Origin of the sequence: Devosia sp. SD17-2, assembly GCF_029201565.1 — a bacterium.
Lineage (GTDB): Bacteria > Pseudomonadota > Alphaproteobacteria > Rhizobiales > Devosiaceae > Devosia.
The window spans coordinates 381,403-396,792 of sequence record NZ_CP104002.1 but is presented as its reverse complement, the minus strand read 5'-3'; the positions used below and the strand labels follow the sequence as shown (position 1 = coordinate 396,792).

Below are 15,390 nucleotides of genomic sequence, written 5' to 3'. Positions count from 1 at the left end.
TGAAGAATTGGCAGTCGCCAGTATCGCACGACCGCGCCAAAGGGCGGTCATGCCAGTGCAAATTGTGTTAACGCGAGCTTGCGTCAGCCGGGCGAAGCCGCCTGCATGAAGGCCACGCGCTTTTCACCCTGCTCGTTTTCGGCGAAATGGACGTCGCCATAACGATCGCTGCGCCGCACTAGCAGGGACATTTGCCGATCCTGCCCCAGACCGAACTCGAAGGCCAGCCACCCGCCCGGCTTGAGATAGTCCGGCGCCTCGGCGATAAGGCGCTGGTGGATGGCAATGCCATAGACCCCGCCGTCAAACGCCTCGCGCGGCTCGTTTTCGAGCAGATGCGCCGCATCTCCCGCCAGCTTGCCGGTCGAGATATAGGGTGGATTGGCGATGATGAGATCGGCCTTGCGCCCATCGAGCAGGGGCGCAACCCCTGCAAAGAGATCACCCTGGCCGATGCTCACGCGCCCGGCCAACCCCAGCCTCTCGGCATTGCTCGCCGCCTGCGCCACCGTCTCATCGGTCAGGTCACTGAGAAAGACCGCGGCATCGGGCCGCTCATGGGCAATGGCCAGGCCCAGATTGCCCGAGCCACAACACATGTCGATAACGACAGGCGCTTCGACCCCATCAAGGCGCTCGAGCCCCACACGACCCAGCAGCTCGGTTTCCGGTCGCGGCGCCAGAACCCCCGGACCGGCGGCGATGAAGATGGACAGGAATTGATGTAAATTCTCATCAGAAAACAAAGGTATACTTCCCACCTGATGCGTCATTTTTCCAATCTATCACCGTGATCGCCGCGCCGAGCTGAAAAGCGCTATCAGCGTTAAGATTATCGTTAGTAGTTGTTAACCGCCCAGCCCGGTACGGCTGCCGTATGAGGCATAAATGTGCTAGGCATTCAGACAACATTTGAGGCGCGGCAGACCAGATATGACACTACCCTTGGCGCAGGCTGACGGAAGACGGCGCCGCCGGTTCCAGGTTCCGGGTCGCGCCACCCTCGCCAATGGCATCGGCATGCTCGAAGGCCTCGTCGCCGCGGCGATGAGCCTTGTGCTGCTTTTCGTGCACCAGCCGCTCTTCGTGCTCTGTGTCGGCGGCACGGCAGCAGTGGTCTATGGCGTGATGGGCAGCCGCGCCGCCTATAAATTTCTCCCCCTCGCCGATATGCGCCAACCCTTTGCGCTGCACGCGGCGCTGAGCTGGATCCCCGCTTCTGCCCTGGCCTTCCTCGTCGCCCTCGCCATGTGGGATTGGGAGCTTCTCTGGGGCCGCAGCCTCTGGATCTGGCTGCTGGCCACGCCGATCGTGCTGATCGCGCTCCGCATCATTCTCTATCGGGTGCTGGCGCGCATGCTGCGCCAGGGCCAATTGCAGGTCGAGCGCTTCGGCCTGATCGGCGAGAAAGACGCCATCTCGCGGCTTCGCGCCGATCCGCGCATCTGGCAGCAGGGCGGACAGATCGTCACCAGCCTCTCGCTCGACGAGGGCTGGACCGGAAACCTCCCGCAGCCCGAAGACATCGCCCGCTTTGCCCGCAATTGCGTCGACCGCAAATGCCAGCATGTGCTTCTGGTGGCCGACCTCTCCAATCTCGACGCGGTCGGCGCCGTGATGGCGCCCTGCCGGCCCTATGCGCTCAATGTCCTGCTCTATCCGCGCGGCATCGTGCAGTCGGGCAAAATCAATCTCGTCGACACCGTGCCCATGGGCGCCGTCAATTCGCTGCGCGTGCTCTCGACGCCGCTCAACGACATGGGCCTCGTCATCAAGCGCAGCTTTGACATTGTGCTGTCCGGCACCGGCCTGCTGCTGCTCTCGCCGCTGTTGCTGGGCGTTGCGGCCGCAATCCGCCTTACCAGCGACGGCCCTGCCCTCTACCGGCAGGAACGCCGCGGCTTTAACGGGCGCAATTTCTATATCTACAAATTCCGCTCCATGCGCGTGATGGAAGATGGCCGCGCCATGCGCCAGGCCCAGGCAGATGATCCACGCATCACCCCGATCGGACGCTTCATCCGCCGCACCAGCATTGATGAACTGCCCCAGCTGATCAATGTGCTGACTGGCGAGATGAGCCTTGTCGGCCCTCGCCCCCATGCCATTTCCCATGACGACGAACTGTCGGGAAAATTCGAGCTCTACGCCCAGCGCCAGCGCATCAAGCCCGGTATTACCGGCTGGGCCCAGGTCAATGGCTATCGCGGCGACACCTCGACCCAGGACAAGATCGAGGGCCGCACGCTCCACGATCTCTACTATGCGGAAAACTGGTCGCTGCTGCTCGACTGCTGGATCATCATGCTGACCGTCTTCTCCCCCCGCACCCGCCAGAACGCCCACTGAGTCGCTTGCCGCACGGCGCGGCAGGCCTTTTTTGTTTTGCAGGCACAGCGATCGCTTCGCGCATCAGAGCCTCTGCACGCGCACAGAGGCTGAAAGCGCCTTGCTGCACACCAGGGCCGACAGTCCGAGATAAAATTTGGGAAGAGCCCAAGGCCTGCGGACCGCGGCAGCCCGGAAACGCAAAAGCCGCGCTACCTCGAATGAGGAGCGCGGCTTTTGCAAGAAATTGGTGCCCAGAAAAGGACTCGAACCTTCACACCTTGCGGTACACGGACCTGAACCGTGCGCGTCTACCAATTCCGCCATCTGGGCGACGGTTGTGTAACTAGGGGGAGCCCCGGATAAAGTCAACGGGGCTTTTGCGGGTTTTTAGAAGTTTGCCCCATCCCAGTGTTTAATCGCACTTCTTTCCACAGGCACGGGCGGCTCGAGGCAGTTAACATTGATCATATAAAGGGTTTTTCCGTTTCCGTCCGAGCCGCGCGCGAACGACTCGATGCCGCAATGGCGACAGAAGAGATGATCGATCTTGTCGGTGTTGAACCCATAGCGGACCAAATCCTGCTCCCCCGAATGCAGGGTGAAGGCGCTCTCCTCGACCGATTGCATCACCCAGCCGAGCCGGCGACAGCGCGAGCAATTGCAATCACTCAACCCTGAAAGGTCGGTGTGCGCCGTGTAGCGGACGGCGCCGCAATGGCACTGGCCCTCGTAATCGCGTGCTTGAGACATGGCATATCCTCCTTTTCGCCGAACAAAGAGAGAACGAAAGCATGAAAGAGTCAAGCAGTTCGCGGCCCTCTCGGAAGGCTCCGCCACTCGACAGGGCCTGCCTGCCTGCGGTAGAAGCGGAGCAGAACGCAAAGCCAGCCTGCCCCAGTCGGAGGACTTCATGGATCGCTTTTCCCCCAAGCTCGTCACCGTGTTCGGCGGTTCGGGCTTTCTCGGCACGAGCCTTGTTCAGTTGCTCGCCGCGAAGGGCTATCGCATCCGCGTCGCGGTCCGCCGTCCTGATCTGGCGGGCAATGCCACCATGCTCGGCTCTGTTGGCCAGATCGTCCCCATCCAGGCCAATCTGCGCAACGCTGCCTCGGTCGAGCGCGCCGTCGCCGGTGCGGACATGGTCATCAATCTCGTCGGGCTCGGCGTCGAAGGCGGCAAGCAGCGCTTTGCCGCGGTCAATGCCGAAGGCGCCGCCACTGTCGCCCGCGCTGCCAAGGCCGCCGGTGCGAAATCGCTCGTTCATGTCTCCGCCCTCGGCGTCGATACGGCCGCCAAGGTCAGCGCCTATGCCCGCACCAAGCTCGAAGGCGAAAACGCCGTTCTGGCAGCCTTCCCCGAGGCGATCATCCTGCGCCCCTCGCTGATGTTCGGCCAGGGCGACGGCTTCTTCAACCTGATGGGCACGCTGGCCCGCATGTTCCCGGTCATGCCGCTGATCGGCGGCAAGTCCCGCTTCCAGCCGGTCTATGTCGGCGACGTGGCCCAGGCGATCGTTCGCGCCATCGAGGGTGAGGTCAAGACCGGGCGCATCTACGAACTGGGCGGCCCCGAGGTCGAAACCCACGCGGACCTGCTGGCCCGCATCCAGCGCGAAGCCGGCCGCAATCGTCCTCTGCTGCCGCTGTCCCCCGGCATTGCCGGCATGGTGGCCTCGCTGCTCTCGATCCTGCCGTTCAAGCCGTTGATCACCGCCGACCAAGTGGCTCTGCTGGGCAAGGACAATATCGTTTCCGACGCTGCCATCGCCGAAAAGCGCACGCTCGCCGCCTTCGGCATCAGCCCCACCAGCATGGACACTATCCTGCCCAGCTATATGTGGCGCTTCCGCAAGCATGGGCAGTTCGATCGCGATAAAGTGGCTGCCTGAGCCCTGGCTCAGCCGCCCTGCGGCGAAAACCGCTTTGCACTTGGCAAGGCGATGCACTAAGTCCGGGACAGCAAGCCCCGGACCCTCATGACCCAGACAACTACGATTTCGAGCCTCGGCCACAAGGGCGAGGGCATCGCCCATATCGAGGACAAGCGCGTCTTTGTGCCCTTCGCCCTGCCCGGCGAGACCGTGAGCCTCACCTTTGAGGGCGAGCGCGGCACGCTATCCGAAGTCCTCGACCCCTCTCCGCAGCGCGCAGACCCCTTCTGCGCCTATTTCGGGTCCTGCGGCGGCTGCCAGATCCAGCATCTCGGTCCGGAACTCTACCGCGCCTTCAAGATCGGCCTCGTCGAGAACCCGCTGCGTCAGGCAGGTCTTGACGCCAGCGTCAGCCGCTTCATCGATGCCGCAGGCGCCGGTCGCCGCCGCGCCACCCTCCATGCCCGGAAGGACGCTGCCGGCTACATGCGCCTGCGCACCCACGACCTGCTCGACATCGAGGCCTGCCCCATTCTCGTGCCGGCGCTCGCCCGGGCGCCCGATATCGCGCGCGCCATTGGCGCTGCCATCGGCGAATGCGACGTCAGCTTCACCGCCAGCGATGCCGGCGTCGATGTGGCCGTGCGCAATGCCCGCAAGGGCATCAAGGGCGACAAGCTGATCGCGCTGGCGGTAAAACTGCCGCTGACCCGCCTCTCCTTTGAGGGCGAGATGATGTTCCAGCGCCAGGTGCCCAATATCACCATGGGCCGCGCGCAGGTCGAAATCCCCATCGGCAGCTTCCTCCAGGCGACCGGCGCGGCCGAGGCGGCGCTGTCCGATTATGTCGTCACCGCCGTGGGCAAGGCCAAGCTCGTGGCCGACCTTTTTTGCGGCATGGGCCCCTTTGCCCTGCGCATCGCGGAAAAGACCCCCGTCCTCGCCGTCGACAGCGACAAGCCTGCGCTTCTCGCCATGGACAAGGGGGCCCGTCACGCCAAGGGCCTCAAGGCTATCACCCATCGCACCCGCGATCTCTTCCGCGATCCGATGACCCAGTTTGAGCTCAATTTCGATGTGGTCGTGCTCGATCCGCCCCGCGCCGGTGCCCTGGCCCAGGTCAAGGAAATCGCCCTCTCCAAAATCAAGAAGGTGGTGATGATCGCCTGCGATCCCGCCAGCTTTGCCCGCGATGCGGCTGTTCTAGCCAAGGCCGGCTTTACTATTCGCGACCTCGTTGCGGTCGATCAGTTCGCCTGGTCCAACCATATCGAAGTGGCTGCTACCTTCGAGCGCTAAACGCCTGACGGCAGGGGCGGAAACGCCTCTGCCCCCGGCCGCGACGCCGCAAAAAAGCCCAGCGTTTCCGGCCCTTTCCAACGAAACTGTGACCGCTCTCCGCCCATCGCAATCGCCTTTGCGTGCAACCGTCGCGGTGCCCGCCCGTTGTCTGCCTGTAAACAACGATAAGAGCGACTGCGTTGGGCGGGCGTCGTCGCGTGGAGAAAACCATGCGAACTACTAGCTATCTCTTTGCCATTGGGGCCCTGTGCGCAGGGCTTGCAGCCCCGATCATGGCCCAGGAAGCCACAGCAAATCCTGCTGGCACCTTTATGGACGAATACGGCACGACCTTTACCTTCAGCCTTTGCGGCGAGGCCGGCACCGACCTTTGCGGCACGCTCGACGTGCTCAAGGGCGAATCGGCAACCGAGGAAAACCTTGCCTTTGTCGGCACCCAGATCATGCAGGCCCAGCAGTCTGGCCCCAATCAATGGAAGGGCTCTATCACTGCCGGCGGCCTCAGCGCCGATGCAACCGTGACCCAGACCGGTCCGGACACGATCGAAATCCAGGGTTGCCGCGTCGCAATCCTGTGCCAGACGCTGGCCTATAACCGCGTCTGACCTAAAAAGAACCCCGGGCTGGACCCGGGGTTTTTTGTTGCCTTCTTTCAGCAGACCGTGGCGACGCGATCCTTGATCACCGCCAGAACTTCATCTCCCGGGCGCTTCCACCAGTTGTCCTGGGAAAAGATTTCCACTTCCTGCGGCCCGAAGAAGCCTGCGTCCTCGATCATCTTGCGGATCGCCGGCAGATCGATGACGCCGTCCCCCATCATGCCGCGATCGAGCAGCATGTCCTTTGTCGGCACCAGCCAGTCGCAGATATGGTGGGCGAAAATCCGCTTCATCCGCCCGGCCCGATCAATGGCGCGCTCGAGATTGGGGTCCCACCAGACATGGTAGACGTCAATGGCCACACCCACCGTCTCCCCGAGGTCCTCGCAGATATCGAGCGCCTGATCGATCGTGTTCATGCAGGCGCGGTCGGCCGCATACATTGGGTGCAGCGGCTCAATGGCGATCTTTACGCCTGACGCCTTGGCATGCGGCAGCATGGCGGCAATCCCGTCCGCCACCATTTTACGCGCGCCCGGCAAATCCTTGGAGGAACCCGGCAAGCCACCGACCACCAGCACCAGACAATCGGCATTGAGCGCAGCGGCTTCGTCGATGGCGCGCAGATTATCATCGATCTGCGCCTGACGGCCTTCGGCAGTCTCTGCCGGGAACATCCCGCCGCGGCAGACGCCGGTCACCTGCAGCTTGTTCTCGCGCACGATCCGCGCCGCCTCATTGAGCCCGATGGCGGCAATCTGGTCGCGCCAGGGCGAGATGGCCGTGATCCCGGCCCGCAGGCACCCATCCACCGCTTCAGCAAAACCCCATTGCTGGCGTGTCGTCGCCAGATTAAGGGAAATCCCGCGCTCGCTCATGCCTCTACCCCGTTCACCGCCAGAACCGCCTTCATCCGGGCCGTCGCCAGTTCCGGATCGGCCAGCACCCGTGCCTTGTCGGCCAGGCGGAAGAGTTCTGCCAGATGCTGCACCGAACGGGTCGATTGCTGCCCACCCACCATCTGGAAATGATCCTGCAGCCCGTTGAGATAGGCGAGGAACACCACCCCGGTCTTGTAGAACCGTGTGGGCGCGGCAAAGATATGCCGGCTCAGCGGCACGGTCGGCTCCAGAATGTCGAAGAACTCATTATTGTTGCCGCGTCCAAGCGCGGCCAGACCCGCCGAGGCCGCCGGCGCAATGGCGTCGAAAATGCCCAGCAGCGCGTGCGAGAAACCCTGCTCATCGCCGGCGATCAGCTCGGCGTAGTTGAAATCATCGCCGGTATACATCTTCACATTGGCCGGCAGACGCCGGCGCATCGAAATTTCCTTTTCCGCCGAAAGCAGGGAAATCTTGATGCCGTCGACCTTGTCGGCATAGGCGGCGATGACGTCTAGGCACACATCCATGGCCGCGTCATGATCGATATTGCCCCAATAGCCCTGCAGCGCCGGATCGAACATTTCGCCCAGCCAGTGAAGGATCACCGGCTGTTTTACGTTGGACAGCACATGGCCGTAGACCCGCGTGTAATCATCCGGCGATTTGGCGGCAGCTGCCAGCGCGCGGCTCGCCATCAGAATAACCCGACCGCCCTCGCCTTCCACAAAACCGACCTGCTCGTCATAGGCGCGGATGATGTCGTCGATGGTGACGTCCGGTCCCGGCGCCAGATGGTCGGTGCCGGCACCATAGGCGATCAGCGCATCGTCCCGCGTTCGGGCTTCCGCCTGCGAACGGCGGATCAGCTCCTTGGCCTCGGTCCAGGTCAGGCCCATGCCGCGCTGGGCTGTATCCATGGCCTCTGCAACGCCAAGCCCCAGATCCCACAGCCGATGGCGGAATTTCAGCGTCGTCTCCCAGTCGATCGCGGGCGTCAGCCAGGGATCGTGGATCGCCAGCGGATCAGCCACCACATGGGCCGCCGCATAGGCGACACGCGAGAAATCACGCGCCTTGAATTTGACGAAAGGGATCGGATTGCCTGTCAGTGCATAAGGCGTGATCGAACGATCCGGATTGGGCAGATTGATGGTCGGCATGGTGCCTCCAAGAAAGGCCCCCTCACCCGGCGCTTCGCGCCGACCTCTCCCCCTAAGGGAGAGGTGAAGAGGGCACATTGACGGGTCTGGCGACACCTCTCCCTTTGGGGGAGAGGTCGGCCCCTCTTTGGGGCCGGGTGAGGGGGCCTTCCCCTAAAACCTCAAAACTCCAGCTTCGGTACATCGAGCCAGCGGCGTTCGGCCCAGCTCTTGAGACCAAGCTCGGCCAGCTGCACGCCCTTGGCGCCAGCCTCGAGGCCATATTCCCATGGCGCGTCTTCGGCGACGTGGCGGAGGAACATTTCCCACTGCGCCTTGAACCCGTTATCGGACGGCCAGTTGTCCGGAACCTCTTCCCAATCGTTGAAGAAGTTCATGGTCTGCGGCTGGTCGGGGTTCCACACCGGTTTGGGCGTGTTGACGCGATGCTGGGTCCAGCATTTGTGCAGCCCCGCCACCGCCGAACCATGCGTGCCATCGACATGGAAGGTCACGAGATCGTCGCGGCGCACGCGGGTGGTCCAGCTTGAATTGATCTGAGCAACGATCCCGCCTTCGAGCTCGAAGGTCGCATAGGCCGCATCATCCGTATCGGCCTTGAAGCGTTTGCCATTCTCGTCGACACGCTCGGGAATATGCGTCGCGCCAAGGCAGGACACCGCCTTCACTTCACCGAAGAGATTGTCGAGCACATAGCGCCAGTGGCACAGCATATCGAGGATGATGCCGCCGCCATCGGCCTTGCGATAGTTCCAGCTCGGGCGCTGCGCCTTCTGCCAGTCGCCCTCGAACACCCAATAGCCGAACTCGCCGCGCACCGAGAGGATGTCGCCGAAAAAGCCGGAGTCCTTCAGCATCTTGATCTTCTGCAGGCCCGGCAGGAACAGCTTGTCCTGCACCACGCCGTGCTTGAGGCCCGAGGCGCGGGCGGTCTTGGCGAGATTGAGCGCAACTTCCAGATCATCCGAAGTCGGCTTTTCGCAATAGACATGCTTGCCGGCGGCCAGAGCCTTTTCGAGCAGGCCCGCACGCATCAGCGTCGTGCCGGCATCGAAGAACACCGTGTCATCCGGATTGGCCAGCGCCGCATCGAGGTCGGAACCCCAGCGGGCGATATTGTGCTTCTTGGCCAGACGCTCGATCTTGTCGGCGTCACGGCCGACGATGATCGGGTCGACAACGAGCCGGTCGCCATTGCTGAGCGCGATGCCGCCCTGGTCCCGGATCGCCAGGATCGAGCGCACCAGATGCTGATTATACCCCATGCGGCCGGTCACGCCGTGCATGATGATACCAATCCGTTGTTCCGCCATTCTTGTCCTCCGGCAAATACGACTCGTTGTAACTGGTTGGTTACTTCCTAGCCGCATCGCGCCATCGCCGTCAAGCGGGTCCAATCTGGCCTTTTGGCTATATCGTTAGAGCCCGAGCACCATCTTGAGGCCGACCAGTCCGAGGAAAAGCAGGATCATCCGATCGAAGGCCGCGCGGCTGAGCTTTCCGGCAAGCGCCTGCCCCACCGGCATGAAAATCATGATCGGGACCAGCGCCGCCAGCGCCTCGAGCACCCAGACCGGCTGCATCACGCCGGAAAAAATCAGCGCTGGCAGCTGGACAATACCGAGCACGAGAAACATGGCCGATACCGCGTAGAGATGGGCCTCTCGCCCCAGCCCCATGGCATGGATGAAGGTCACGCCGATCGGCGCCGAAATACCCGTAGCGCCCTGCAGCACGCCACTCCCAAAGCCGGCCGCCGGCCCGAACCGCCGCGCAACCACCGGTCCGACCACGAGATGCGGCTTGGTGAGCTTGAGCAGGAAATAGCCGATCAACAAAAGACCCAGCGCCAGGATCAGCACCCGTTCGGGAAGATTGGTCAGGAGCCAGGTGCCGACGGTAACGCCGAGCCCGCCCCCGACGAGGAAGAGCGGCAGGAAACGTGTAGCATCACTGCGCGACGCTGCCCGGAACTGCCAGGTCTGCAGGGAATTGGTGACAACCTGCACCACGACCATGATGCCCACCGCATGCTGAAGCCCGAGGGTCGACGCCAGCACCGGCAGCGCGATCAGCGGCAAACCCATGCCGGTCGCGCCCTTGACCACGGCGCCAGCCGCCAGTGCCGCCGCCATGATGGCATAGCGGCCAATATCGATTTCCAAATCCTGTCCCCCAAGGCCGACCGAACGAGCCGGTCCCTAAACACGCTGCAGCAGATTTTTAGCATCGATTTCAGTCAGCGAAACCGGGATTTTCAAGGCTATCCCGGCAAGCCTCAAAATCACCACACGGTTACTTCTGGCTTGACAGCGTGCCAAGCCAATCGCAAGCTCGCCGTCTGAGGGCCAAAAAAACCGGCCCCACACCATATTTTTGGGAGGAAGGACGATGCGGAAATTGCATCCTGTCCTGGCAACGGGAGCCTCGCTCCTGGTGCTGGGCACCACTATGACTTTTGCGCAGGAATGGAAGCCCGACCGGCCGATCAATCTGATCGTCCCCTGGGGCGCCGGCGGCTCAACCGACCAGGTTACCCGCGTCACCGCACCCATCCTCGCCGAGGCGCTTGGCGTCGAGGTGGTGGTGGTCAACCAGCCCGGCGCATCCGGCGCCATCGGCACCCAGGAAGTGCTGAACGCCCCGCGCGACGGCTACACCTGGACGGCCAACGCCATTGCCAACAACGCCACCTATGCGGTGACGGGCCTGCTCGAAGACACTGACATCGACGATTGGCACATCTACCTCTCCGTCGCCAACGTGCCGGTGGTTTCGGTTCCCGTCGACAGCGAGTTCACCGATTTCGGCCAGCTGCTAGAAGCCTTCAAGACGCGCGGCAATTCGGTCACCGTGGCCACTGCCGGTATCACCTCCTCGGGCGGCACGGCCATTGCAGCGCTCTCCGGCGCAGCCGATGGCTTTGACTACAACATGATCACCTATGACGGCGGCGGCCCTGCAGCCATTGCCACCGCTGCCGGCGAAGCCATGGTCACCACTCAGCTCGCCGTCGAACAGACCGAACTGATCCGCGGCAAGCGCCTGCGCGCCCTGGCCGTCCTTTCCGATCAGCCGCTGCTGCTCGAAGGCGTCGACCCCATCCCGCCGATCACCGACTGGCTGCCCGACATGGAACTGGCGCCCGACTATTTCGGCATCTTCATCCCCACCGGCGTGCCTGATGAGGTCGTCGCCACGCTCGACAAGATCTGGGCCGAAAAGGTCAGCACCGCCGAGTCCATCAAGACCTATGCCGAAACTTTCGGCGCCGTCTTCGCACCGTCCCATGGCGCCGAAGCCCGGGCCCTGGCCATGCCGGTCGTCATCCTCGAAGCCTGTGACGCGGTTGGTCGCGGCGAGGCCGTCAAGGATCCCTCCACAATCGGCATCGACTGCGAAACCATGACCGAAGTGGGCGTGCAGTAAGCGCCTCGGGGTGGCGGTCCCTCCCGGCCGCCGCCCCATCCCGACTATGAAAGCTACTCCATCGTCATGACTCATCCTGCTTCCACCGAAGATGCCATGCGCGTCCGCGCCGACCTGATCACCTCGGTCCTGCTCGTGGCCCTTGGACTTGCGGTGGTCTATTTCTCCTGGACCATGGATCGCCTCGAAGTCCGGCGCATTCATCCCGCCACCATTCCCGGCCTCGTGCCACTGATCCTGGGCGGAGCGCTCACCCTCTGCGGGTCACTGCTGTTCCTGCGATCCTTTCGCCTCGACCAGCTCGGCTCCGGCGCCCCTCTGGCGCGCGCTCTCGTCTCGTGGAGCGCCATGCGCGTACTCGCCGCCCTCGGCCTGGCGCTGGCCTACACCCTGCTGCTGGTCGGCAATATGCCGTTCTGGATGGCTTCGAGCCTCTTCATCTTCACCTTCATCGCCCTCTTCGAAACCGTGCTCGCCGACCACCCCGGCTCGCTGATCCGCACGCTGATCTGGGCTTTTCTGGTGGCCCTCGTCGCCGGCCTCGGCGTCTATTTCGTCTTCGAGCGCATCTTCCTCGTGCGCCTGCCGTGAGGGGAGCGATCATGAGCAGCCTTCACCCCATCGCGGCCCTCAGGACTTATCCATATGTTTGACGGCCTCATTCTCCTCGGCCAGGGCGTGGCCCATTTCCTCACTCCGGCCGGCCTATTCAATGTTGCCTGGGCCACATTGCTCGGCGTTACCATCGGCATTCTCCCCGGCCTCACTGCCACCATGGGCGTCGCCCTCCTCGTCACCCTCACCTACAAGATGGCGCCTGACCAGGCGATCCTGACCCTGATGTGCGTCTATCTCGGCGCCATCTATGGCGGCAGTCGCACGGCCATCCTGCTCAACATCCCGGGCACCCCGGCCAATGCCGCGGCAACGCTCGACGGCCACCCGCTTGCCCGTCAGGGCAAGGCAGGCCTCGCCATGGGCCTGGCTACCACTTCCTCGACGCTGGGCACGCTGGTTGGGATCTTCTTTCTCGCCATCATCGCCCCGGTGCTCTCCGAGGCGGCGCTCAAATTCGGCTCCTATGAATTTTTCTGGCTCGCCCTTTTCGGCGTCGTCATTTCCGGACAGATGGCCGGCTCGGACACGCCATTGAAAGGCTATATCGCGGGCATCCTGGGCCTCCTCGTTGCGATGATTGGCATGGAAACGCTCCACGCCCACCAGCGCTTCACCTTCGGCATCCAGGGACTCGGCGGCGGCATCGACATCATTCCGGCCATGGTCGGCGCCTTTGGCCTGGCTGAAATTCTTTCCACCATGAAGCGGACCGCCGTGCCCCACATCGCCTCGGTCAATGACCGGGTGGTGCCGCGCTTCAAGGAAATCTTCCAGTATTGGAAGACCATCCTGCGCTCGGGCATTATCGGCACCTTTGTCGGCATTATCCCCGGTGTCGGGGAGGACGTGGGCTCGTGGAGTTCCTATGCCGCGGCCAAGAAATTCTCGAAGAACCCTGAAGAATTCGGCAAGGGCAGCCAAGAGGGCCTGATCGCGGCGGAAACCGGCGACAATGCCGTAGTCTCCGCCTCAATGATCCCGACCCTGACGCTGGCCCTGCCCGGCTCGGCCGCCGCAGCCGTTCTCATCGCCGCCATGATGATCCACGGCATCCGCCCCGGCCCCATGCTGATGGTCGAAAACCCGGTCTTCCTCTACCAGGTCGTGGCCATGCTGCTCCTTGCGACCATCGCCAATCTCATCTTTGGCCTATCGCTGACCAAGCTCTTCATCAAGGTTCTGCAGGTGCCGCGCGAACGGCTCATGGCGGTCGTCTATATCCTCTGTGTGGTTGGCTCCTTTGCCATCACCCAGCGCATGTTCGACGTCTATGTCATGCTCGCCTTCGGCATCGTCGGCTTCATCCTGCGGGAGATGAAATATCCCATGGCCCCGCTCGTCCTCGGCATTGTGCTCGGCGATCTGCTCGACCTCAACCTGCGGCGCGGGCTGATGCTCACCAATGGCGATCCGACCCCGTTCTTTACCCGGCCGATCAGTGCTGTTATCTGCCTCATCATCGTCCTCACCATCCTGATGTCCATTCCGGCGGTTTCCAAACGTGTCAGAGCCCTCTTCACCCGCGGCGATCGCGCCCAAGCGCGCGGCTGACGCCGCCGAACGGCGCCCGCGCAACTCGGTCAAGACCAAGGCCTCGATCCTTGCGGCCGGGCGCGTGGAATTTGCCGATCGCGGATTTGAAGGGGCACGGGTAGACGCAATTGCCGAGCGGGCCGGCGCCAACAAGCGCCTGCTCTACCATTACTTCGGCAACAAGGAGGATCTCTACCGGGCGGTGCTGCTCGACGCCTATCAGGAGATCCGCCGCGGCGAGCGTGCCCTAAGCCTAGATCAATATGATCCGGCCCAGGCCATGGACCGGCTGGTGCGGTTCACCTTCCGGCATTTCCTCGCCAACCCGTGGTTCACGCGCCTGCTCGGCACCGAAAACATCGAGAACGCGCGGTTCCTCAAAACCCTGCCGGACATCAAGGCGCTGCATTCGCCCCTCGTCGGGCAGATCGAAGCCATTATCCTGCGTGGCAATGAAGCCGGCATTTTCCGTCGCGACGTCGACCCGGTGCAGCTCTACATCTCCGTCGCCGCCTTGGGCTTCTTCTACGTTTCCAACGCCGCCACGCTCTCGGTCATCTTCGAACGCGATCTGACCAGTGTCGGCATGGTCCAGGAACGCGAAGCCCACGCCGTCCAGATGGTGCTCGATTATCTCAAGACCAAGCCGGTCGGGTAAGAGCACCCACCTAACCTCCCTGCAGAAGGGGGAGGGACAAATCGAGCTTGCCGAACCGCCTGAGAGCCACCGCACCGCCCCTCCCCCTACCAGGGGGAGGCCGGGTGGGGGGGGCCCCCTCAGTGCACCATCACGCTGCCCATCTGGAAAAACACATTGAGCAGCGGCGCCAGCACCATCGGGTCGACGTCATGGCTCTGGTCGGCCAGCGTGATCCGCTCGCCATTGTGAAGCCCTGAGGCCACCCAGTCGGCACCAGCCGCCATGAAGTCAAAGCTCTTGTCGCCGTTGATCACCAGCACCGGCATAATGGCGTTCTGCCAGCGTTCGGGCGGATTATCTCCCTTACGGGCATCGGCCAGCACGCGATAGTCATGCTCGATGGTGAGGCCGATCGAGGCATAAGCGGGCCAGGCCGGGCTTTTCTCAAACGCCGCCATGCCCTCGGCCGGCATACCGACGCCAAGAAGGAACTGGCGCATCATCTCCTCGCCCTTCTCTGCCGCTGCAAGCGCCGCCATGTCGGCATGGTCCGACTGATAGTCCGCTGAACTGCGCGACACATCGATCGGCGGCTCATAAAGCGCCAGCGCCTTGACCCGACGCGGCATCGCTGCCGCCGCCTCAAGTGCCAGCACGGCCCCAGACGACATGCCATAGACATAGGCTTCGCCGCCCAGTGCATCCATCAGCGCAGCGATGTCCTCCACCTCGCGGGCCACCGCATAGGGCCAGGTGTCTCCGGACTCCCCGCGCCCGCGCCGATCAAAAGTCACGACCGTGTAGTCCGCCGCCAGCGCCTTCACCAGATTGGGGGTCCGCGCGTCGACAGCGCGATATTGCGTGGCCCCGCCCACGAGGATCACCAGCGGACCGCTCCCTGCCACTTCATAACCGATGGGCGTGCCGTCGCGCGAAATCACCTGTGGCATATAAAAAATCCTCCGTTCGTCCCACCATGAGCACGACGAACGAAGGATCACAATTGCGACGGCGCCCGAAACTG

Annotated in this window: 15 protein-coding genes and 1 tRNA gene; 8 read left to right on the top strand and 8 right to left on the bottom strand. The window is 63.1% G+C overall.

Annotation, left to right across the window (positions count from 1 at the left end; all coding sequences use genetic code 11):
- Positions 1-83 precede the first annotated feature (83 nt).
- The gene (locus NYQ88_RS02010) at positions 84-746 is read right to left on the bottom strand and encodes a HemK/PrmC family methyltransferase (RefSeq protein WP_275653322.1); all 663 of its coding nucleotides are present in this window, start codon (positions 744-746) and stop codon (positions 84-86) included.
- Between the two features lie 187 nt (positions 747-933).
- On the opposite strand from NYQ88_RS02010, the gene NYQ88_RS02005 reads away from it, so the two are divergent.
- Entirely contained in the window at positions 934-2,349 is a 1,416-nt protein-coding gene (locus tag NYQ88_RS02005) for an exopolysaccharide biosynthesis polyprenyl glycosylphosphotransferase (RefSeq protein ID WP_275653321.1), read from the top strand.
- A 227-nt stretch (positions 2,350-2,576) separates the two neighbouring features.
- On the opposite strand, the gene NYQ88_RS02000 is transcribed toward NYQ88_RS02005, so the two are convergent.
- Positions 2,577-2,661 (bottom strand) — tRNA-Leu (locus NYQ88_RS02000).
- A gap of 57 nt (positions 2,662-2,718) precedes the next feature.
- Positions 2,719-3,081 carry a GFA family protein gene (locus NYQ88_RS01995; protein WP_275653320.1) on the bottom strand — a complete coding sequence of 121 codons (363 nt, stop codon included), beginning with the start codon at positions 3,079-3,081 and terminating at the stop codon, positions 2,719-2,721.
- Between the two features lie 160 nt (positions 3,082-3,241).
- On the opposite strand from NYQ88_RS01995, the gene NYQ88_RS01990 reads away from it, so the two are divergent.
- From NYQ88_RS01990 to NYQ88_RS01980, 3 genes are all read left to right on the top strand, one after another.
- On the top strand, positions 3,242-4,219 hold the full coding sequence (locus NYQ88_RS01990; protein ID WP_275653319.1) for a complex I NDUFA9 subunit family protein: 978 nt from the start codon (positions 3,242-3,244) through the stop codon (positions 4,217-4,219).
- An 87-nt stretch (positions 4,220-4,306) separates the two neighbouring features.
- On the top strand, positions 4,307-5,500 hold the full coding sequence (locus NYQ88_RS01985; protein WP_275653318.1) for a TRAM domain-containing protein: 1,194 nt from the start codon (positions 4,307-4,309) through the stop codon (positions 5,498-5,500).
- 212 nt (positions 5,501-5,712) lie between these two features.
- Positions 5,713-6,108: a hypothetical protein gene (locus NYQ88_RS01980; RefSeq protein ID WP_275653317.1), complete on the top strand. Its 396-nt coding sequence runs from the start codon at positions 5,713-5,715 to the stop codon at positions 6,106-6,108.
- 47 nt (positions 6,109-6,155) lie between these two features.
- Here the strand turns inward: NYQ88_RS01980 and NYQ88_RS01975 are convergent, their stop codons facing one another.
- From NYQ88_RS01975 to NYQ88_RS01960, 4 genes are all read right to left on the bottom strand, one after another.
- On the bottom strand, positions 6,156-6,980 hold the full coding sequence (locus NYQ88_RS01975) for a sugar phosphate isomerase/epimerase family protein (protein ID WP_275653316.1): 825 nt from the start codon (positions 6,978-6,980) through the stop codon (positions 6,156-6,158).
- Positions 6,977-8,146 carry a dihydrodipicolinate synthase family protein gene (locus tag NYQ88_RS01970; protein WP_275653315.1) on the bottom strand — a complete coding sequence of 390 codons (1,170 nt, stop codon included), beginning with the start codon at positions 8,144-8,146 and terminating at the stop codon, positions 6,977-6,979. Before NYQ88_RS01970 ends, NYQ88_RS01975 begins: the two co-directional genes overlap by 4 nt.
- A 161-nt stretch (positions 8,147-8,307) precedes the next feature.
- Positions 8,308-9,459, bottom strand: a complete 1,152-nt coding sequence (locus NYQ88_RS01965) for a Gfo/Idh/MocA family oxidoreductase (protein WP_275653314.1) — start codon at positions 9,457-9,459, stop codon at positions 8,308-8,310.
- A 105-nt stretch (positions 9,460-9,564) separates the two neighbouring features.
- Positions 9,565-10,311, bottom strand: a complete 747-nt coding sequence (locus tag NYQ88_RS01960; RefSeq protein ID WP_275653313.1) for a sulfite exporter TauE/SafE family protein — start codon at positions 10,309-10,311, stop codon at positions 9,565-9,567.
- 271 nt (positions 10,312-10,582) lie between these two features.
- On the opposite strand from NYQ88_RS01960, the gene NYQ88_RS01955 reads away from it, so the two are divergent.
- From NYQ88_RS01955 to NYQ88_RS01940, 4 genes are all read left to right on the top strand, one after another.
- Positions 10,583-11,575, top strand: a complete 993-nt coding sequence (locus NYQ88_RS01955) for a tripartite tricarboxylate transporter substrate-binding protein (RefSeq protein WP_275653312.1) — start codon at positions 10,583-10,585, stop codon at positions 11,573-11,575.
- A 66-nt stretch (positions 11,576-11,641) separates the two neighbouring features.
- Positions 11,642-12,166: a tripartite tricarboxylate transporter TctB family protein gene (locus tag NYQ88_RS01950; RefSeq protein WP_275653311.1), complete on the top strand. Its 525-nt coding sequence runs from the start codon at positions 11,642-11,644 to the stop codon at positions 12,164-12,166.
- Between the two features lie 54 nt (positions 12,167-12,220).
- Positions 12,221-13,744, top strand: coding sequence for a tripartite tricarboxylate transporter permease (locus NYQ88_RS01945; RefSeq protein ID WP_275653310.1), 1,524 nt, complete (start codon positions 12,221-12,223; stop codon positions 13,742-13,744).
- Positions 13,695-14,384, top strand: a complete 690-nt coding sequence (locus NYQ88_RS01940) for a TetR/AcrR family transcriptional regulator (protein ID WP_275653309.1) — start codon at positions 13,695-13,697, stop codon at positions 14,382-14,384. Before NYQ88_RS01945 ends, NYQ88_RS01940 begins: the two co-directional genes overlap by 50 nt.
- A gap of 119 nt (positions 14,385-14,503) precedes the next feature.
- On the opposite strand, the gene NYQ88_RS01935 is transcribed toward NYQ88_RS01940, so the two are convergent.
- The gene (locus NYQ88_RS01935; protein WP_275653308.1) at positions 14,504-15,316 is read right to left on the bottom strand and encodes an alpha/beta hydrolase; all 813 of its coding nucleotides are present in this window, start codon (positions 15,314-15,316) and stop codon (positions 14,504-14,506) included.
- Positions 15,317-15,390 lie beyond the last annotated feature (74 nt).